This window comes from Volucribacter amazonae (assembly GCF_029783845.1).
In the GTDB taxonomy this organism is placed as follows: domain Bacteria; phylum Pseudomonadota; class Gammaproteobacteria; order Enterobacterales; family Pasteurellaceae; genus Volucribacter; species Volucribacter amazonae.
The window spans coordinates 110,302-131,385 of record NZ_LWID01000001.1; the positions used below are offsets into that span (position 1 = coordinate 110,302).

Below are 21,084 nucleotides of genomic sequence, written 5' to 3' on the forward strand. Positions count from 1 at the left end.
CGACCGCACTTTTTATCATCTTTCCTCTATATAATTAAATATTTTCTATCTCCAAATCCTGTGCCAAATAATGTTCATATTGTTGTAGAATATCAGCGATTAATTCATTTTTTTGCAAATGCTGTATTTCATAAGGAGATGAGTGAATATTACTTTTTGCTAGCACTTGATAAAGTTTTTCCTGTTCATAATTAATATTTTTTTCTAATTCAAGTTTATATTCAAATTGTTGTTCATTTTGTAATTGGATAGTCAATAAAATATAAGGTTGTATCTGATTAAATTCACTTTCTAAATGTACATTTAATTCATAAATCCCAATTAATTCTTGGCGTAATTCACGCATCGCTGGCAAGGCGGTATGTTTTAAATAAGTAATAACCTCTTGTTTATTATGTTGAGTTAATAATTGGTTTAATTGAGCACGCCAATCATCATTAAGCCAATTTTGCTGATTATGTTCGCTATTATGGTAATAATAATCTAAACGCAATCCCTTTAATAAGCTCATTGCCATAATTAACATTAATAATACAAAGGGCAAAGAAAAAATCAGCATAGTGGCTTGCAATGCCTCTGTGCCACCAATTTCAAATAAAATAAAGGTAACGGTTGCTAAGATTGCTCCCCACATAATGGCTTGCCAACGGGGGGCTATCAGGCTTTTATCCTTTGATGCAAGATTATTTAAGATATAAATACCAAAATCAATGGTGGTAATAAAAAATAAGCTAATGACTGCAAGGGCAATAAATTGTGAAATAGTTGATAAGGGCAAATAAGATAAAAAAGCAAATAATAATTTACCCGATTGATCGATCAGTGCTTTTAATTGTCCATTAGCAATATGTTCATTAATCCAAATAACGCCATTACCAAAGACGGTAAACCATAAAATAAAAAATAAACTAGGCACAACTAAAATACCAAAAATAAATTCTCTTACGGTTCTTCCTTTGGAAATACGGGCAATAAAAATACCAAAAGCTGGCGCCCAAGAAAACCACCATGCCCAATAAAGAATTGTCCATTGTTTAAACCATTCTATATTTTCAGGCTGATAAACATAAGTACGAAAGCCTACATTGACAAAACTACTGAGATAATAGCCAATATTTTCTGTAAACGCCGATAATAAATACGCCGTTGGTCCGACAACTAAGACAAATAACATTAACAATAAGGCGAGTACTAAATTTAATTCACTCACTAAACGTAAACCATTGGCAAGGCGTTTCATTGAGATGAAAATCGCAATAATAAATACACCAGCTAAGATCACTTGCGTGGTTAATCTGCCTTCGGGGAACGCCATCGTTAAGCGAATGGCACTATAAGCGAGAGTACAAATAATACCGAATAAACTGGTACAAAGCCCAAGAATATCAATAATATCGCCTAATTTACCGTCAATTTTTTGCTTAAAAAAAGGATAAAAACAAGAACGTAACGCCAGCGGTAATTTATAGCGAAAACCAAAATAAGCAATGGCTAAGGCGATAACACCATAAATTGCCCAAGCATTCACGCTCCAATGAAAAATACTTTGAAAAACCGCATCACGTTCTAATTGATTATGACTAAGGGGATCTAAAAAGTGCGACAGAGGTTCAGCAACGCCGAGAAACACGATACCAATTCCCATGCCTGCGGTAAATAATAAGGCGAACCAAGAGCCTAAAGAAAACTCTGGTTCATCATCATCGTTACCTAATTTAATATCGCCATAAGGGGTTAAAGCGAGGAAAATCAGAAAAAAGATAAATCCTGCACTGGTAAGTACATAAAACCAGCTAAATTGGGTAAAAATAAACTCTCTTATCCAAGCAAGATAATGCAATGCTTGTTGCGGTTGCCAAATGACCAAGCCGATAATGATGCCACAAAAACATAAACTGGTTAGCACCACATTGAGATTAAAGGTGGAAGAAGCAAATAACCGCATAGTTACTCTGATAAGTTTATTTTTATTCAATTTCTATCCATAAAAAAGCACTTGGTGCGATTGCACCAAGTGTTTATGTCCTACTCAGCTAATTCTGTTTGTTCGTGTGCCATAAGCTCTTGACCCACATCATCAAGCAAGGTGAGATAACGTTCATATTGGCGTAATATATCCGCAATCAATTCGTTGCGTGTCATATATTGTACGTCATAACCTGCTCGCCCATCAAAGAAATAAGTAATAGGCTGATAAGTTGTGGCATGTTGAATATGCGGTAAATGTTCATCGTTAATTAACTGTTCTGACACTTCATAACTTACCGATTTGATACCATACATAAAATCACGCATTGATTCTTTTTTGATAATGATTTCAACGCTTGGCTCATCTTGTTCAAAATTATGTACCACTTCAACATTTAAATTATGCACGCCAATAAGCTCTTGTCTCAGTTCCCGCATTGCTGGCAAGGCGGTATGTTTGAGGAATTTTAGAATATCTTTTTCCTGTGTTTGGTTAAGCATTTGATTTAAACGCTCTTTCCATTTATCGCCTGTCCAGTACATACTGGTTGGAGTAACCTTAGCATCAAAATATTTTTTATCAGCACTTAACCCTTTCCATAAACTAAAGCACATAATTAACATTAATAAGGCAAAAGGTAATGCGGCGATTAAGGTCATGGTTTGTAATGCCCCTAAGCCACCTAATTCCATAAGGACAATGGCAACAATGGACATTAATAAGCCCCACATCATAGCCTGCCAACGTGGCGAGGTTAAACTTTTATCACGAGAGGCAATATTATTTAACACATAAATACCTGAATCCGCTGAAGTGATAAAGAATAATGCAATGATCACTAACGCCGAGATCCCTGTAATAGTAGAAAACGGTAAATAATTTAAATATTCAAACAATAATTTTTCTGGTGCATAAATCAGTTCGTGTAATGCACCATTGGCGACATGGGTATCAATCCAAATGGCACTATTACCAAAAATCGTAAACCAAAATACACAAAATAGGCTTGGTACAGCTAATACCCCAAAGATAAATTCACGAATGGTTCTACCACGAGAGATACGGGCAATAAATAAGCCCACGAAAGGCGCCCAAGAACACCACCAAGCCCAGTAAAGAATTGTCCAACCTGTAAACCAGCCGGTATTTTCAGACTCATAAATATAGGTTTTAAAACTTAAACCAATCAGGTTACTCAGATAAGTCCCTAAATTATCACTGAAAGAAGATAATAAATATAGCGTAGGGCCAGCAACCAATACAAATAGCATTAATAAAAACGCCAAAACAAGGTTAATCTCACTTAATAATTTTACCCCTTTACCCACGCCAGAAATGGCAGAGAAAACCGCAAGCCCCATCACAATGGCAATAATCACAATTTTCAATGTAAAGGTATTCTCTGAAACAAAACCCATTTGTTCCAAGCCAGCACCAAGCTGAGATGCACCGATACCCAAAGTCGTAATAATACCAAATAAGGTGGCAATCAAAGCTAAAATATCAATAATATCGCCTAATTTGCCATTAATACGATCCTTTAATAGGGGGTAAAAACAAGATCTTAAGGCTAGCGGTAATTTATAACGGAAAGCAAAATAAGCTAAAGCTAAGGCAATCACACCATACACAGACCACGCATGCACTCCCCAGTGAAAGAAGGTATGTAACAAGGCTTCCTGTTGTTTATGTTCCGCACTGCCTGTGGTAATGGAGGAGAAATAATGGGTTAAGGGTTCGGCTACACCAAAAAACATTAATCCCACGCCCATACCTGCCGCAAATAACATTGCTAGCCAAGAAAGGAAAGAAAACTCAGGTTCATCTTCATTCATACCTAATTTGATATTACCCAAGTTACTAATGGATAAAATAAACAAAAAACTCAGGAAAATAGAAAAAGCAATAATATAAAACCAGCTAAAATTGGCAAAAATTCCCGATTTAATGCTATCCAATATCACTTGGCTATCCTGTGGTAAACCAACAGTTAATACCACCAATAAGACAACTAAAAAAATGGTAATTGAAATGACAAAAGGATTAAACGAAGATTTATTTTGTAAAAACTTTGCAATAAACAAAAGACATACTCCTATTAATAAAATAATCAGATCAAAATTCTAGTCGTTTCAATTTAAAATAAGACAAGGCAGCACGCCTAAGACAGCACAAAGAGTACGGCAAGGCGTGTCAGCACTGTATTATGTTAAAGTGGGACGACTAGTATCATCTCATCATCTAACGACAATATAAAAAAGATAACCACAGAGGAAGAAAATTTTGCCTTGTGGTTACATAAAATAGCGATAACTTAAAATGTGTAAAATAATATAGTCGTTTCAATTTAAAATGAAACAAGGCGGTACGGCGAGGCGTACCAACACTGTATCATTTTAAAGTGGAGCGACTATAAAAATTAACAGCTATAAGTTAATCTCTATTATTCTTGTGCATATTTTTCTGCGGTTTGTTTTAATAGGCTTTGTAATTCGCCTTGTTGAAACATTTCTAAAATAATATCACAACCGCCGACTAACTCCCCCTCTACCCATAATTGTGGGAAAGTCGGCCAATTCGCATATTTAGGTAATTCTGCACGAATATCAGGGTGTTGTAATATATCCACATAACCAAAAGGCACTTGGCAATTGATTAATGCCTCAACCGCACGAGCAGAAAAACCGCAAGACGGAAATTTTGGCGAACCTTTCATATAAATTAAAATAGGGTTCTCACTAATTTGTTGTTTAATTCTTTCTAAAGTTTCCATTTTTTACCTCAAGATAAACAAAATTTGTCAATAAATAAACAATTGACGCAAGAGTATAACATAGACCTTGGCGATCACAAAAAACTACCAACTTCCGCCAGCACCACCGCCGCCGAAACCGCCACCACCAAAGCCGCCACCTGAGCCACCGCCAAAACCACCGCCGCCAAAGCCACCAAAATGGTTATTTCTTCGGCTTGAGGAAGAACGCTGGCTCGTTGGGCTAATATAGACTTGATTACCACCTAATAGGCGGAAAAGCCAAAATGCCACAATAAGGGCGAAAATAATCAATGGCAGAAAATCTGCTAAATCCGAAGATTGTTCAGCTTGATAAGCAGCATATTCGCCTTGACTAGCCGCAATAATCGCCGATAAACCATTAGCGATACCTTGTGCATACTGGTTTTCTCTAAAATAAGGGGTAATTTGTTGGCGGATTAATTGGGATAAAAAAGCATCGGGCAATGCCCCCTCAAGTCCTTGTCCTGTGGCAATAAAAATCTTGCGATCATTTTTCGCAATTAGCATTAATACCCCATTATCTAACTGCTTACGCCCAATGCCCCACTTATCACCAAGGGCAAAAGCATATTGTGCAATATCCCTATCCCCTACTGTGGGCAACATAACCACCGCAATTTGTGAGCTAGTTTGCTGGCTATATTGCTGTAACGCCTTTTCCAACTGAGCAAGTTCAGCTTGCGATAAGGTATGGGTATAATCATTCACATAACGAAAAGGATTGGGCGGATTAGGCAATTCCACCGCAAGGGCTTGCACTGCTGCAAAAATAAAAGCAAAAAGCACCGCACTTTTTTGCCACATTGCTCTAATCATTAATAATCACCTCATTTGGTAATTCATTAACGTCATCAGGTTGAATAGGAAAATACTTCGCTAATTCAGTCCCAATGACCTCTAAGGCACAAATAATGCCTTGAGTATATTGCTGTTGCTTAAAATGCTCGATCATTTGCTGATTTACCTGTTGCCAAAACCCATTGCCCACATATTGATGTATCCCTTTATCGCCCAACACACCACAAAGATGATCATCAAATGCTACATAAATCAACACTCCGTTACGTTGTAACGTATTTTGCATATTTAGTTGTTCAAATAACGCCAAAGTGCGGTCTAAAACAGCGTTATTTTTCACCATTTTACGTTCAACATAAACCCTGAGTTCCGCTGAAGTTTGCTGTTCTATCTCACTTATTTTTTGTTCAATAGATTGTTTATCAATGGGAATGGCTTTACGAAATAGTGGCATATTGGCGAACCTTTCTCTGCATTAATTAAAACTTACCACAGGTGCATTTTCTGCGCCTTCGCTAGATTTAAAATAAGGTTTTTCTTTAAAACCAAATAGCATCGCCACCAATTTCGTTGGAAATTGACGCACTTTTTGATTATAAATTCTCGCAGCCGCATTAAAATCATTGCGGGCTTTATTAATACGATTTTCTGTGCCTTCTAATTGGGCTTGTAAATTCATAAATCCTTGATTTGCCTGTAATTCAGGATAACGCTCTACGGTTACCAATAAACGAGATAATGCCGATCCCACTTGGTTTTGGCTCTGTTGAAATTCGGCTAATTGCTGTTCTGTCATATTGGCAGGGTCAATTTTCGTTTGTGAAGCATTGGCTCTCGCCTCAATAACCCGAGTTAAGGTTTCTTGCTCAAAATTCGCCTGCCCCTTAACAGTATTGACTAAATTAGGAATTAAATCGGCTCTACGTTGATAAGAAGATTCCACATTTGCCCAAACGGAATCAATTTCTTCTTCCGCTTGCACCAAACTATTATAACTTCCCATCACTGTGAAAACCGCCACAATGGCAACTAAGGCAATAACTAGCCATTTTTTCATATTAATACCTCAATAAATTTGATTTTTTTAAAGAATTGAGAACTATATCACAAAATTGCTTAATTTATCTCTGACTTTACCAATTTATTTGATATAGTCGCTCCACTTTAAAATGATACAGTGTTGGTACGCCTCGCCGTACCGCCTTGTCTTATTTTAAATTGAAACGACTATAAATTATTAACATTTCATTGACACACAAACGGAGAAACAAGATGAAACCTCTAAAATCAGCCCTTATTGTAGCAAGCTGTGTGGCGTTACTCAGTGCCTGTGCCAACAGCGAGCAACGTGCCGAAAGCCAATTACAAAACCAAGCTGCCCTAGGCATTGTTTGGTTACAACAATCTGGCGAATATCAAGCCCTTGCCTACCAAGCCTTCAATACCGCTAAACTCGCCTATGATCAAGCTAAAGTAAGCAAAGGCAAGAAAAAAGCAGTTGCCATTGATCTTGATGAAACCCTAATTGACAATAGCCCTTACGCTGGCTGGCAAATTAAAAACGGTCAACCCTTTACAGGGGAAACTTGGACAAAATGGGTTGATGCTCGCCAATCAGGGGCAATCCCCGGTGCGGTTGAATTTGTCAACTATGTGAATGCCACTGGCGGAACGGTGTTTTTCGTTTCAAATCGGCGTGATGACGTAGAGAAAGCAGGAACCATTGATGATATGCACCGTCTTGGATTTAGCAATGTTAATGAACATACCCTTTATTTGAAAAAAGACAAATCAAATAAAACGCCACGTTTTGAACAAATTGAGCAACAGGGTTATGATATCGTGCTTTATATTGGCGATAACCTGAATGACTTTGGCGATGCCACATATCGTAAATCCAATGCAGAACGGCGTGAATTTGTCCAACATAACGCCAGCCTTTTTGGTAAAAAATTCATTATGTTACCTAATCCAAATTATGGCGATTGGGAAGGTGGCTTAGATCCAAACTACTTTAGAGGCGATGCACAAAACAAACTCAATATTCGCAATAATGCCATTAAGGCTTGGAATGGAGAATAATATAGTTTCCCTACTCTAAAATAAAACAGTGTTGGCACGCCTCGCCGTACTATCTGTACTGTCTTCGGCGTGCCACCTTGTTTTATTTTAAAGTGAAACGGCTACAAATTGAAATGACTATATCAATCCCCCTCAATCACAAACTCAAACCAGTCAATCACGTCTTTTTCGTGAATACCGTTAGCAATGGGAATTTGAGCTTTTTGCGTGCTGTTAGGATCGCCTGTTAGCAAGGGGTGCCAAGGGTAAAGCGGTTTTCCCTCGTATAATAAACGGTAAGCACAGGTACTGGGTAGCCAAGTAAAATCGGGTAAATTGGCTTTGGTTAATTTGGTGCAATCGGGTTCAAGGCGAAAACGTTGCGAATAATGACCGCACTTCCCTGTTTTCAAATCAAGTAAATTGCAAGCAATACGGGTAAAATAAAGGCGTTTTCGCTTTCCCCTGCCCTCAATAAATTTTCGGTAGCAACATTTACCACAGCCATCACATAGGGCTTCCCATTCTTGTTCATTCATTTCCATTAGGGATTTATGTTGCCAAAATTGTGGGCTAAGATGATTTGCTACCATAGACTGCTCTGCATACATAAAAATTTTTGAAAAACTGACCACACTTTATTATAGTCGTCCCACTTTAAAGTAATACGACGTTGGCACGCCTCGCCGTACTACTTGTACTGCCTTCGGCGTGCCGCCTTGTCTTATTTTAAATTGAAACGACTATAGTGTTAAACGAAAATAGCGAGATCGGGATCTCGCTATTCCGTTAGTTCATTAACTTAAAAACTTTCTTTTAAACTGACTGTTAAGTTAAATACCAAATGTTCTGGGTGCGAGTCTTTACTGTCGGAACAGAAATAGCCCTCACGTTCAAATTGATAGGCTTGTTCCGCTTCGGCTTTGAGTAAACTTTGCTCCACAACCCCATGTTTCACCAGCAAAGAGGTTGGATTAAGTGCTTGATATAAATCTTCCTCAGCAGAGGGATTTGGCACGCTAAATAAGCGATCATACAAGCGAAACTCGGCAGGATAACAATCCTGTGCTGATACCCAATGAATTACCCCTTTTACTTTGCGTCCGTCCGCAGGATTTTTGCCTAAGGTTTCAGGATCATAACTGCAATATACGGTGGTAATTTCGCCATTTTGGTCTTTCTCTACTCGCTCAGCTTTAATCACATAAGCATTACGCAAACGCACCTCTTTGCCTAACACCAAGCGTTTATAATGTTTATTGGCTTCCTCACGAAAATCGGCTTTATCAATATAAATTTCTTGGGTAAAAGGTAATTGGCGTTCGCCTAATTCTGGGCGATTTGGGTGATTAGGGGCGGTCAACATTTCTTTACCCACAAAATTCTCAATCACAATTTTTAACGGATCAATAACCGCCATTGCACGAGGGGCATTAACATTTAAATCTTCACGAATACAAGCCTCTAATGCACTATATTCCACCACATTATCTTGTTTAGTTACCCCAATACGGCGACAAAATTCACGCAAGGCGGCTGGCGTATAACCACGACGACGTAAGCCTGAAATAGTCGGCATTCTTGGATCATTCCAGCCGTCAACAATTTGATCATTGACTAATTGCAATAACTTACGTTTAGAAGTTAAGGTAGCCTCTAAATTTAAACGAGAAAATTCATATTGATGAGGTAACGGGCGTTCAATGGAAATATGCTCCAATACCCAATCATATAAACGGCGATTATCCTGAAACTCAAGGGTACATAAGGAATGGGTAATACGCTCAATAGCATCGGAAATACAATGGGTAAAATCATACATTGGATAGATGCACCATTTATCTCCCGTTTGATGATGATGAGCAAATTTAATCCGATATAACACAGGATCACGCATAACCATAAACGGCGATGCCATATCAATTTTAGCACGCAAACACGCCGTTCCCTCAGCAAATTCGCCCTTTTTCATTTTGTCAAATAGGGCTAAATTTTCTGCCACAGAACGATCACGATAAGGGCTATTTTTGCCCGTTTCGGTTAGCGTACCACGATATTCACGCATTTGCTCTGGGGTTAATTCGTCCACATAAGCCAAACCTTTTTCAATTAATTCAATGGCATAGCCATAAAGCTGGTCAAAATAATCTGACGCATAACGTGGCTCACCTGCCCAATGAAAACCAAGCCATTCTACATCTTGTTTAATGGACTCTACATATTCCACATCTTCTTTCACTGGGTTGGTGTCATCAAAACGTAAATTGCATAATCCTTGATAATCCTCTGCAATACCAAAATTTAAACAAATGGATTTGGCGTGTCCAATATGCAAATAACCATTGGGTTCTGGGGGAAAACGAGTATGTACTTTCGTGTGTTTACCAGTGGCTAAATCTTCATCAATAATTTGGCGGATAAAATTACTGGGTTTATGTTCCTCAACGCCTTTTTCCGCACGATTTTTTTCATTATCAACAGGGATATTCATTATTGCCTCAATATTTATCTTTATTTCAAAAAATTAAACTATTGTACAGGGTTTCTGAACAAATGACAAAGGGGCAAATCGTCAAGATTAACCCCATAAATTTATAGTTGTCCCACTTTTAAATTTTATTGCAAGTGCGGTCAATTTTGAGATTATTTTGCAATAAATACCGTAAAACTATCCCTTATGTTGGCGAAGATTAAAGAAAATAATGATCGCCACGAGTACGATACCGATAATATCCGTAATGGTTTCAGGCACAATCAACATAAATGAACCAATAGCTAAGATAAGGCGTTGTAATCCATTCATTGGGTGCTTGAAATAGCCTTCTACGGCGGCGGATAGCCCTAATACCCCAATAATTGATGAACAGGTTACGCTGATAATATCAATAATATGAGGTAATGGGAAAGTTCTCGCCATCACCGCCACATCAGTGGTATCGATCATCATCATATTGGGATTATACACAAACATAAAAGGCACAATAAAACCTGCTAAGGCAAGGCGTAAAGACTGCCAGCCTGTTTTCATGGGATCGCCCTGTGCAATTCCTGCCCCAGCAAAAGCCGCTAAAGCTACAGGCGGAGTAATATTAGCGAAAATACCAAAATAAAACACAAACATATGAGCGACTAGCACAGGAATACCAAAGGTTGCCAATGCTGGAGCAGCCATTGTCGCAGTAATAATATAGGCAGGAATGGAAGGTAGCCCCATACCCAATATCATTGAAGCCAGCATCGTTAAAAAGAGGGTTAAAAATAATGAGCCTGCCCCTAAGGTAACGATAGAAGAAGTAATAATGCTACCGAAACTGGTCAAATTGACTACACCAATCACAATCCCTACTACCGCACAAGCTGCCATGACGGATAAAGACTGTTTTGCCCCATCTTCTAAGGCGGCAATAATGTCTTTTATTCCCATACGGGTTTCTTTGCGTAATTGGCTCACTAACACAGTAATACCAATGGTATAGCAAGCAGCATAAGCAATAGGCATTGCCTCAATTAAGAACCACACTAAGGCAACAATGGGTAACAACATATGTCCACGTTGTTTCATCACTTGTTTTAGTTGCGGTAACTGATCACGTGAAATCCCTTTTAAATTGAGTTTACCTGCCCGAAAATGCACTTGCGAAATCACGCCAAGATAATAAAGCAAGGCAGGCAATAATGCGGCAAGAGCGATCGTACCGTAACTGACCCCAGTGGTTTCAGCCATAATAAAAGCACTTGCCCCCATAATAGGTGGCAGGATTTGCCCGCCCACTGACGCACTCGCCTCAACCGCACCAGCAAAATTGCGATGATAGCCCACTTTTTTCATCAAAGGAATGGTAAAAGCGCCTGTACTCACAACATTTGCCACTGCTGCACCATTAATACTGCCCATAAAGCCACTTGAGATTACCGCAACCTTAGCTGGGCCGCCCTGTTTATCGCCAGCAATCGCCATAGCGAGATCGTTGAATAACTGCCCCATACCTGAACGTGCGAGAAATGCCCCAAATAGGATAAACAAGAAAATAAAACTCACTGATGCCCCAGTTGCTGAAGAATAAAGCCCTTCGGTTTTTAAATATAACTGCCCAAAAACATCAGCAAGATCATAAGGGCGTGTTAATAGGCGATCTGGCATAAAATCCATTGAGCTAATAAAAGGATAAATCAGAAAAATCAGAGCAAAAATAATCAGAACCCAGCCTGTTACTCGGCGAGTTGCCTCAAGAACCGCAATTACCGTCAGTACTGACATGATAATATCCAAATGATTAGGTATGCCGCCACGAACTGTCATAATGGCTTGATATTGATTAATTAAATACAACACGCCAGCTGCGGCAACCAATACTAAGAGCCAATCATACCATCTTACGCCCTTTTGACGGCTTTGCTGTGTGGCAGGATAAATTAAAAAGATAAGCACCAATCCTACACCAACATGGATTGCACGCTGTAATAAAGTTGGCATAGGAAAAAATGTAATATAAAGATGAAATAAAGAATACAAAACCGCAATAAGGCTAATAAGTCCTTTGGTAAATCGATTGTTGCTTTGCCGAGTAACAGATTCTCTATCGTATTTTTCTAAAATTTGTTCCGCTGACGGTTGAGCTACTGTTGAAGTTTGTTCATTCATAACAGGATCTCCCTAATAAAAAAATGGCTAATGGGGATCTTTGCCACTTGATATTGACCACAGAATAAGCGGGCAACATTTGAGCTAAAGGCACTGTTCCATTATTAGTTTGTAAACTGCCTTGCATATTGGGCGACACTACCCAATTTAACTCGGGCAACATTAGTTGTTGTTGGTAACCCACAAAACCACGAGGGATTTTCTCTATTATTTTTCCAGTGGCAGGCGTTCCAGCCCCAAAGGTTTGCAATAATGTTTGATACAACAATAATTGTTGATCCTGTTGCCGATAATATTCAATCCACCATTGCTTTTCTACCGAATGTCGCCAAACTAACTGAAATTCTGTGGCATATAAATAACAAGTGTAATGATCCGTTTGTAAACGCAAATATGGTATTGGATAACCTAAAATAAGGAACAAGCCTAAGCATAATAACAACCTAATCCACTTAAACTTGTTAATAGGTTTAACCATGCTTATTGCTTATTATTGACTTCATCATAATATTTTTTCGCCCCAGAGTGTAATGGTGCGACTAAGCCTTGTTGTGCCTCTTGCAAGCTAATATCTTTCGCTGCCTGATGGGAAGTTTGCAAGCGATCTAGGTTTTCAAACAAGGTTTTTGTCAATAAATACACATCATTTTCACTAAGATCCTGACGCACCACTAACGCATTTTTAATCGCCGCCGTTGGAATTGGTTCTGGATTACCATAAGTATTAGCAGGAATATCCATAGCATTAAAATAAGGGCTATTTTCAGCTAATTGACGCAAACCTTCGGCAGGAATTTCCACAATTTGCAAATCAAATCCCTGTTGTAACTCCATTAATGCTGAATTTGGCAAACCACTGGTTAAAAATGCCGCATCAAGACTTCCTGCTTTTAACGCATCAGCTGCTTCAGCATAACCGAGATAATCCACACGAATATCATCATAACTGATGCCAAATCCTGCTAATAAGGTGCGTGCATTTAGCTCAACGCCTGAATTTTGTGCGCCTGTAGCAATACGTTTACCCTTTAAATCACTAATGGTTTTAATCCCTGATTGCTTTGAAGTTACAATCTGTACATAGTTAGGATATAACGCCGCCACTTGAGCAACATTATCAATTTTATTGGGGAAATTACCTGTACCTTGCAAGGCATCATTAACCACATCGCTCATCACAAACGCCATTTCCACTTTTTTCTGGTTAAGCAAATTTAAATTTTCCACCGATGCCCCTGTGGTTTGGGTCTTGGAATTCGTGCCTAACTGGTTAGAATAAATCTCCGCCAAAGTAGAAGCTATAATGTTGTAAGGCCCAGAAGCCCCACCTGTGGCAATAGTAACAAAGCGACTTTGCACTTTATTTGTATCATCATTCGCCACGTCCGTTTGATTTTTTTCGCCACAAGCCATTAGGCTAAGAGCCAACAGTGCTGTGGTGGTAAGAGTTACCAGTTTATTTGTCATAATTTACTCCTGTATTATTTTAATGTTGTGATAATCTTTGTTATCTAATATAGCCGTTCCACTTTTTAAATTGAAACGACTATAATTGTTGTGTTTTCCTTTTTTATCACGAGAATAATAATCTTGTAAAGTAGAATGTTAAATGATTTTATATTCATTATTTATGAATAAAAATTCATTTAAAAATGACCGCACTTTTTGCTTATTTTATAGTCGTTCCAATTAAAAATGTGGCAAGATGATAACAATAAGATTGTTAAAGTGCGGTTGGTTTTTAAATTATTCTTCACTTTCATTTCTCCGTTATTGCTAACGGTTTTCGCCCCCTTTTACAAAGGGGACGACCTACTTTCTTTACTCGTGTAAAGAAAGTAGGCAAAGAAACACGCCCCTAGAAAAAGCCTTTATCCAGCCTTTCACTAAGAACGATATACGAATAATTTTGGAACTCGCTACGCTCAAACAGCCAAAATTATTCTATCGTTCTAAGTTTAGGCTGGGGCTTTTTAAGGGGTAAGGGAGCGTTATTTGCTTTCTTAGTTTTATAGTCAATTAAAATAAAAAAACGGTCAAAAATTTTTGTATTTTTGACCGCACTTTATTTCACAAAAGATGAACGCAAAGCTACTTATTTGACTTCTAAGGTAATTCCATCAAATAATTTTTGAATCGCTGTATTATCACGCAATTTTTCTGCTTTCTCCACCTGAGTACGGGTAAGATGTGGTGAGAAGTATTGAATAAAATCATACATATAATTGCGTAAGAAGGTGCTGTGTTTAAAGGCTATTTGGGTGGTGCTGGCTTTAAATAAATGGCTTGCATCTAACGCAAGTAAATCAGAATCCGCTTGCGTATGTGCCATTGATGCCATAATGCCTACCCCAAGTCCCAAACGGACATAAGTTTTAATCACATCAGCATCAGTGGCAGTAAAGACAATGTTAGGCAAAATCCCTGCTTTATTAAAGGCATAATCAAGATCGGATACACCTGTGAAACCAAAAGTATAGGTTACTAAGGGATATTTACCTAATTCTTCAATGGTTAAATTTTTACATTGTGCCAAAGGGTGATCGGACTTCACAATAACCGAACGATTCCACATATAGCAAGGCAATAGCACTACATCATCAAACAAATATTGTGCCTCAGTGGTAATCGCAAGATCCACTTCGCCAGATAATAAGGCATCATAAATCTGTGTTGGCGATCCTTGATGAACATGCAAACTCACTTCGGGATATTGTTTACAAAAGCGTTGAATAATGCTTGGTAACATATAGCGAGCTTGGGTATTGGTTGTAGCAATACGAAGTACACCATGATTAGGGCGGGTATATTCATTAGCAATGGATTTAATTGCTTGCGTTTTTACTAAAATTTCTCGTGCAATTGTAATGATCTTTTCCCCTGCGGGGGTAACACTTTTAATATGTTTACCATTGCGTTCAAAAATTTCTAAACCCAATTCATCTTCAAGTAAACGTACTTGTTTACTAATACCGGGTTGTGAGGTATATAACGCATTAGCCGCCTCAGTAACATTCAAATTTTGGTTGACGATTTCAACAATATAGCGAAGTTGTTGGATTTTCATAGCCATTTACCCATTCAATTATTTATTTTTATAACGTTTGCTCATTTCTGAATAACGTTTAACTGCTCGACGTATTTTCGCTGTTTTAGGACGCCGTTTGGTTTTGGTCAAATCTAATTTACTTTCTGTTTCTGGGGGTAAATCCACTAACTGGCGTAAATAATTTACCGTAGCTAAATCCACCTCTTGCCAACCACCACGCGGTAAACTTTTGATTAATTTGATATTACCATAACGAATACGGATTAAACGGCTTACTTGCACCCCTTGTGATTCCCATAATCGTCTTACTTCACGATTGCGTCCTTCCATTAAGGTTACATCAAACCATTGGTTCATTCCAACACCGCCACTAACACTAATACGGTTAAATTTTGCTGGTCCGTCCTCTAATTGTACGCCTTTACGCAAACGTTGTAACATAGCTTCATCAACTTCGCCAAAAACTCGCACAGAATATTCTCGCTCAATTTCCCGGCTTGGGTGCATTAATCGGTTGGCTAACTCGCCATCGGTAGTAAATAATAACAACCCTGAAGTATTAATATCTAAACGTCCTACTGCAATCCATCTAGCGCCAGTTAAACGGGGTAAACGATCAAATACTGTTGCTCGCCCTTCGGGATCGTGGCGAGTACAAAGTTCCCCTTCAGGTTTATAATACATTAATACGCGACAAATTTCTTTTTGTACAGGCTTTAGATTCACTAAATGTCCATCAATACGGATTTTAGTATTTTCGTTTACTTCAATACGATCACCTAAGCTGGCGATCTTACCGTCAACACTCACACGATTTTCTGCAATTAGGGTTTCAAGTTCTCGGCGTGAACCTTGCCCTGCTCGTGCTAACACTTTTTGTAGCTTTTCCCCTTTTACTGTTGAGGTGGTAAGCGTTTTTTTCCCCGTTGCCGGTTTAGCTGATTTATGGGGAGTAGGATTTCTTTGTTGTTTCATATAACCTCTTGTCGCTTTCGCAAGCGTCATTGTATGCAAAATATTTAAATAAAAGGCTCGGTAGATCCGCTCCCTTCTCTTAAAATCGTTGGACTATCTGTTGTCAGATCCACGACAGTGGTAGGTTGCTGTCCTAAATATCCACCATGAATAATTAAATCCACTTGATGCTCTAAACGTTCTCTTATTTCTTCAGGATCAGAATAAGTTAAATATTCATCATTAGGTAACATTAACGAACAAGACAAAATTGGCTCGCCTAAAGTACGCAATAAATCTAATGCAATTTGATTATCAGGCACACGAATACCAATGGTTTTACGTTTTGAAGTCATTAAACGGCGTGGTAATTCCTTGGTGGCTGTGAGAATAAAGGTATAACGCCCCGGCGTATTATTTTTAATTAGGCGATAAGCAGTATTATTTACTACTGAATAGGTAGACAATTCAGATAAATCACTACAAACCAAAGTAAAATTATGCCCCTCTGGTAGCTGCCGAATACGCACAATCCTTTCCATAGCATGTTTATCGCCGATCATACAACCTAAGGCATAACCTGAATCCGTAGGATAAACAATTACCCCACCTTTTTTCAAAATTTCTACCGCTTGATTAATTAATCTCACTTGCGGATTTTCTGTATGTATATAAAAAAATTGACTCATAATATCATCTAGACGTCATACGTCCCCTTCAAAATAATACGCTGTTGGCACAGCTTGGCTTATTTTAAATTGAAACGACTATATAACCAAAAGTTATCACATTATATACCTATTACTTTAAATACTATACTTTTTTATCTTTTTCTTGAAAAATAGCATGTTGAAGGACAAACTTATCATCACAATTCAAAGCTAAGGACTTGCCTAACTCAATCCAAGCACAAGGAAAATGAAAATCCGATCCTGCCGAACACAATAAATCAAATTCTTTCGCCCATCTTAATAATAACTCACGCTGTTGCGAGCTTTGTCCGCACCCAGCCACTTCTAGCCCATCGCCTTGCCATTGACAGAAATCTGTTATTAAACGCTTGATCCAGCGATTGGTCATATTATAACGTAAAGGGTGGGCAAGAATAGCCAATCCGCCTGCTTGATGAATAGCACTAATCGCACCTGCTATCTCGCACCATTGCGGTTTGACATAAGCGGGTTTGCCTTGAGCGAGATAACGTTTAAAGGCTTGAGCAATATCTTTCGCTTTGCCTATATTCACTAAATAACGGGCATAATGGGCTCGAGTAACCTCCCCATTTGCTAAAGCACTTGCCCCAATAAAGGCTTGTTCAATGCCCAATAATTGTAATTTATCGGCAATCATTAACGCTCGTTGTTGACGTAACTGTGCCTGAATGGACAATAAACGCTGTATTGCCGAGTGTTGTATATCAAAACCAAGTCCGACAATATGAATCTCTTTATTTTGCCAAAGCGTTGAAATTTCCACACCATTAATTAGCCTAATGCCATAATGCTGTGCCGCACTATGTGCCTCAGTCAACCCTGCTACAGTATCATGATCGGTTAATGCCAAAATATCCACACCTTGCTGTTTTGCTCGTATCACTAGCTCAGTAGGGGTTAAAACGCCGTCAGAAAAGGTACTATGGCTATGTAAATCATAAATCATCTTGTACTGCCTATTAAAACGACTATAAATTAATCAATAAAGTAGATAGGTTACTGCTATATACGAAAAAAGGGAACATTATGTTCCCTCATCACAATCAATTACACTTTATATAGTTTTCCCACTTTAAAATGATACGGCATTGGTACGCCTCGCCGTACTACTTGTACTGTCGGCGTACCGCCTTGTCTCATTCTAAATTGAAACGACTATACTATTAAAGTGCAGATTTTGCCTTTTCAACTAAAGCAGCAAAAGCGACTTTGTCAAATACTGCAATATCAGCAAGGATCTTACGATCGATCTCAACAGAAGCTTTTTTCAAGCCATTGATGAATTTGCTGTATGATAAACCGTTTTGACGGGCTGCTGCGTTAATACGAGCAATCCATAATTGACGGAATTGGCGTTTACGTTGACGACGGTCGCGATAAGCATATTGACCAGCTTTAATTACCGCTTGGAATGCAACACGATAAACACGTGAACGTGCACCATAATAACCTTTAGCAGCCTTAAGAATTTTCTTATGACGTGCTCTTGCAATAACACCACGTTTTACACGAGCCATTATTTAATCTCCTATCTATCTATTTTAAACTAAAGTTAACTAATCGTACGACAAGTGCTTAGGCATAAGGCAAGCACGCAACTACTAAAACTTGGTCTGCTTTCGCTACCATAGTTTTATGACGTAAATGACGTTTACGCTTAGTAGATTTTTTAGTCAAAATATGACGTAAGTGAGATTGTTTACGTTTAAAGCCACCAGACGCTGTTTTTTTAAAACGTTTAGCAGCACCACGTACTGTTTTAATTTTAGGCATTGTTTAAAAACTCCGCATTGTTTAAGTTAATATACTATAATTAGGCGAATAAAAATTGATTAAACCGAAGTTCAATCAATCTATTATTACTTGCTAAAAGCACTAATTATTTCTTTTTCGGGGCTAATACCATAACCGCTTGACGACCTTCTAATTTCCCGGGTGCAGATTCCACCACTGAAATATCCGCAAGATCATTTTTCACTCGCTCAAGGACTTCTAAGCCAATTTCTTGGTGAGCCATTTCACGTCCGCGAAAACGAACAGTAATTTTGGCTTTATCCCCATCTTCTAAAAAGCGAATCAGGCTGCGTAGTTTTACCTGATAATCGCCTTCGTCTGTACCCGGACGGAATTTAATTTCCTTCACTTGTACAACTTTCTGCTTTTTCTTCTGCTCTTTTGCCGCTTTATCTTTTTCATAGAGGTATTTGCCATAATTCATAATACGACAAACTGGCGGTTCTGCATTTGGGCTGATTTCCACTAAATCCAATTCAGCTTGCTCAGCTTGCTCTAATGCTTGTTGAATAGATACGATACCTGCTTGTTCACCATGTTGATCAATCAAGCGGACTTCTTTCACCCTAATTTCTTCATTGATACGGTTAGGGCGATTATTCGCTGGAGCTCGTTTTGCAGTTTTAATAATATGTTCCTCTAAGTCAATTAATAATAACGGTTAGCCTTGCTTGCTAGCCCATAGGCAATCCTTGTTAGACCAAAAGCAAGAAGATTTGCCATTTTTATGACAAAAAACGGGCAAATTTTAAATAAAAATCCTAAGGTTGGCAAGTAGATTTTAGGCGAAATTACCTGCTTCAAAGAAAAAATATTTTCAAAACTGACCGCACTTTTAATTCCGCCTCTAATCCAAATAGAAAAAAATCCCCTAACGCCTATTATTCGTTTAAAAGGGATTTTCACTATTTAATCAAAATTAATCCGCATAGCTATCGGCAATAGCTAAGGCTTGATCAATAACCTCTAACCCCTTGATTAAATCCTGTTCATCAATGGTTAATGGCGGAGCAATATGAATGCGATTAAAATGATGAAATGGCCATACCCCATTTTTCTTACATTCTGCTACGGTTTCTAACACAGGACGATATTGCTCTGTCGTTGGGTTATAAGGGACAATTTTTTCTCTGGTTTGTTGATTTTTCACTAACTCAATCGCCCAAAACATACCAATACCTCGGCATTCACCTACTGATTTATGTTTCGCTTTAATTTCCGCTAATTTTGGCTTAATAATACGTTTTTCAAGATCTTGCACCCGTTGTAAGATATTTTCTTCGGCAAACACCTCAAACGTGGCGACACCGGGGGCACAAGCAAGTGGGTGTCCTGAATAGGTTAAGCCACCGGGGTACACTCGCTCTCTAAAGGTATCAAAAATCGCATCGGTCATTATCACACCACCTAACGGCACATAACCTGAGTTTACCCCTTTAGCAAAAGTTAATAAATCTGGCACAATTCCAAAATTTTCTACCGCAAATAATTTGCCTGTTCGTCCAAATCCAACCATCACTTCATCGCAAATTAACATTAAACCATATTTATCACAAATAGCACGCACACCGGCTAAATAGCCATCAGGTGGCACTAATACCCCATTGGTTCCTACCACTGTTTCTAGCATAACGGCGGCAATCGTGCCAGCGCCCTCAAATTGAATAGTGCTTTCTAAATGGGCTAACGCTCGCTCACATTCTTGTTGTTCATTCTCTGAATGGAAAGCAGAACGATAAGCATAAGGCCCATAAAAATGGACTACTGCTGGATCTGCTGTGGTTTCATTCGCCCAGCGTCTTGGATCGCCCGTTAAGGAAATCGCTGTTGAGGTTGCACCATGATAAGAACGATAGAAAGTCAATATTTTACGTTTTCCTGTATGCAATCTTGCCATACGCACCGCATTTTCATTGGCATCTGCCCCACCATTCGTGAAGAAAACGTGGTTAAGATTGCCCGGGGCTGCTTCTGCGATTAATTTCGCCAACTTTCCTCTGGTTTCATTTGCCATTGCAGGTTGAATGGTTGGTAATACCGCTAATTGATCTTGGATTGCTTTAATCAATTTGGGGTGGCGATGCCCTAAATTCACATTCACTAATTGTGAAGAAAAATCTAAATATTCTTTGCCCTCATAATCCCAAAACACACTGCCCTCTGCGCCAGCAATAGGTACTGGCGAGATTTTATCTTGTGCTGACCAAGAATGAAAAACATGATTACGATCATCTTGTAATACTTGTTTACCACGAACAGGATCTTTAGCAGCTTGAGCGGCTGGGTTGTGTAAATCTGTCATATAAT

General features: G+C 38.6%; 21 protein-coding genes. 1 reads left to right on the forward strand and 20 read right to left on the reverse strand.

Features of this window, described 5'->3' with window-relative positions; translation table 11 throughout:
• Positions 1-34: 34 nt before the first annotated feature.
• The 6 genes from A6A20_RS00575 to A6A20_RS00600 form a co-directional block, all read right to left on the reverse strand.
• Positions 35-1,975, reverse strand: coding sequence for a BCCT family transporter (locus A6A20_RS00575; RefSeq protein WP_279571649.1), 1,941 nt, complete (start codon positions 1,973-1,975; stop codon positions 35-37).
• Between the two features lie 50 nt (positions 1,976-2,025).
• Entirely contained in the window at positions 2,026-4,053 is a 2,028-nt protein-coding gene (locus A6A20_RS00580) for a BCCT family transporter (RefSeq protein ID WP_279571650.1), read from the reverse strand.
• A gap of 359 nt (positions 4,054-4,412) precedes the next feature.
• Positions 4,413-4,742, reverse strand: a complete 330-nt coding sequence (gene grxD / locus A6A20_RS00585) for a Grx4 family monothiol glutaredoxin (RefSeq protein ID WP_279571651.1) — start codon at positions 4,740-4,742, stop codon at positions 4,413-4,415.
• Positions 4,743-4,826: 84 nt separating this feature from the next.
• The gene (locus tag A6A20_RS00590) at positions 4,827-5,582 is read right to left on the reverse strand and encodes a TPM domain-containing protein (RefSeq protein ID WP_279571652.1); all 756 of its coding nucleotides are present in this window, start codon (positions 5,580-5,582) and stop codon (positions 4,827-4,829) included.
• Positions 5,575-6,018 carry a TPM domain-containing protein gene (locus A6A20_RS00595; protein ID WP_279571653.1) on the reverse strand — a complete coding sequence of 148 codons (444 nt, stop codon included), beginning with the start codon at positions 6,016-6,018 and terminating at the stop codon, positions 5,575-5,577. Before A6A20_RS00595 ends, A6A20_RS00590 begins: the two co-directional genes overlap by 8 nt.
• A 21-nt stretch (positions 6,019-6,039) precedes the next feature.
• Positions 6,040-6,621 carry a LemA family protein gene (locus A6A20_RS00600; protein WP_279571654.1) on the reverse strand — a complete coding sequence of 194 codons (582 nt, stop codon included), beginning with the start codon at positions 6,619-6,621 and terminating at the stop codon, positions 6,040-6,042.
• A gap of 215 nt (positions 6,622-6,836) precedes the next feature.
• Here A6A20_RS00600 and A6A20_RS00605 point away from each other — a divergent pair, with 215 nt between their 5' ends.
• On the forward strand, positions 6,837-7,646 hold the full coding sequence (locus A6A20_RS00605; RefSeq protein ID WP_279571655.1) for a 5'-nucleotidase, lipoprotein e(P4) family: 810 nt from the start codon (positions 6,837-6,839) through the stop codon (positions 7,644-7,646).
• A 122-nt stretch (positions 7,647-7,768) separates the two neighbouring features.
• On the opposite strand, the gene A6A20_RS00610 is transcribed toward A6A20_RS00605, so the two are convergent.
• The 14 genes from A6A20_RS00610 to A6A20_RS00675 all read right to left on the reverse strand — a co-directional run bounded on the left by A6A20_RS00610 (position 7,769) and on the right by A6A20_RS00675 (position 21,079).
• A complete protein-coding gene (locus A6A20_RS00610; RefSeq protein WP_279571656.1) occupies positions 7,769-8,218 on the reverse strand; it encodes a YcgN family cysteine cluster protein in 450 nt (149 codons plus the stop codon).
• A 209-nt stretch (positions 8,219-8,427) separates the two neighbouring features.
• The gene (gene glnS / locus A6A20_RS00615) at positions 8,428-10,116 is read right to left on the reverse strand and encodes a glutamine--tRNA ligase (RefSeq protein ID WP_279571657.1); all 1,689 of its coding nucleotides are present in this window, start codon (positions 10,114-10,116) and stop codon (positions 8,428-8,430) included.
• A 177-nt stretch (positions 10,117-10,293) separates the two neighbouring features.
• Positions 10,294-12,267, reverse strand: coding sequence for a TRAP transporter permease (locus tag A6A20_RS00620; RefSeq protein WP_279571658.1), 1,974 nt, complete (start codon positions 12,265-12,267; stop codon positions 10,294-10,296).
• A complete protein-coding gene (locus A6A20_RS00625; protein ID WP_279571659.1) occupies positions 12,260-12,745 on the reverse strand; it encodes a DUF1850 domain-containing protein in 486 nt (161 codons plus the stop codon). Before A6A20_RS00625 ends, A6A20_RS00620 begins: the two co-directional genes overlap by 8 nt.
• Before the next feature lie 2 nt (positions 12,746-12,747).
• On the reverse strand, positions 12,748-13,734 hold the full coding sequence (locus A6A20_RS00630) for a TAXI family TRAP transporter solute-binding subunit (RefSeq protein WP_279571660.1): 987 nt from the start codon (positions 13,732-13,734) through the stop codon (positions 12,748-12,750).
• A 628-nt stretch (positions 13,735-14,362) separates the two neighbouring features.
• Positions 14,363-15,334, reverse strand: a complete 972-nt coding sequence (cysB, locus tag A6A20_RS00635; protein WP_279571661.1) for an HTH-type transcriptional regulator CysB — start codon at positions 15,332-15,334, stop codon at positions 14,363-14,365.
• A gap of 18 nt (positions 15,335-15,352) precedes the next feature.
• Complete coding sequence (gene rluB, locus A6A20_RS00640; protein WP_279571662.1) at positions 15,353-16,291, reverse strand: 23S rRNA pseudouridine(2605) synthase RluB; 939 nt, start codon at positions 16,289-16,291, stop codon at positions 15,353-15,355.
• Positions 16,292-16,335: 44 nt separating this feature from the next.
• Positions 16,336-16,959 carry an L-threonylcarbamoyladenylate synthase gene (locus A6A20_RS00645; RefSeq protein WP_279571663.1) on the reverse strand — a complete coding sequence of 208 codons (624 nt, stop codon included), beginning with the start codon at positions 16,957-16,959 and terminating at the stop codon, positions 16,336-16,338.
• 124 nt (positions 16,960-17,083) lie between these two features.
• The gene (gene rnm, locus A6A20_RS00650; protein ID WP_279571664.1) at positions 17,084-17,929 is read right to left on the reverse strand and encodes an RNase RNM; all 846 of its coding nucleotides are present in this window, start codon (positions 17,927-17,929) and stop codon (positions 17,084-17,086) included.
• A gap of 217 nt (positions 17,930-18,146) precedes the next feature.
• Positions 18,147-18,500: a 50S ribosomal protein L20 gene (gene rplT / locus A6A20_RS00655; protein WP_005546410.1), complete on the reverse strand. Its 354-nt coding sequence runs from the start codon at positions 18,498-18,500 to the stop codon at positions 18,147-18,149.
• Positions 18,501-18,558: 58 nt separating this feature from the next.
• Positions 18,559-18,756, reverse strand: coding sequence for a 50S ribosomal protein L35 (gene rpmI / locus A6A20_RS00660; protein WP_132688461.1), 198 nt, complete (start codon positions 18,754-18,756; stop codon positions 18,559-18,561).
• Between the two features lie 106 nt (positions 18,757-18,862).
• A complete protein-coding gene (gene infC / locus A6A20_RS00665) occupies positions 18,863-19,426 on the reverse strand; it encodes a translation initiation factor IF-3 (RefSeq protein WP_481584976.1) in 564 nt (187 codons plus the stop codon).
• Complete coding sequence (locus tag A6A20_RS00670) at positions 19,426-19,683, reverse strand: hypothetical protein (protein ID WP_279571665.1); 258 nt, start codon at positions 19,681-19,683, stop codon at positions 19,426-19,428. The genes infC and A6A20_RS00670 overlap by 1 nt, the downstream gene beginning before the upstream one ends.
• A gap of 13 nt (positions 19,684-19,696) precedes the next feature.
• Positions 19,697-21,079 carry an aspartate aminotransferase family protein gene (locus A6A20_RS00675; RefSeq protein ID WP_279571666.1) on the reverse strand — a complete coding sequence of 461 codons (1,383 nt, stop codon included), beginning with the start codon at positions 21,077-21,079 and terminating at the stop codon, positions 19,697-19,699.
• Between the last annotated feature and the right edge of the window lie 5 nt (positions 21,080-21,084).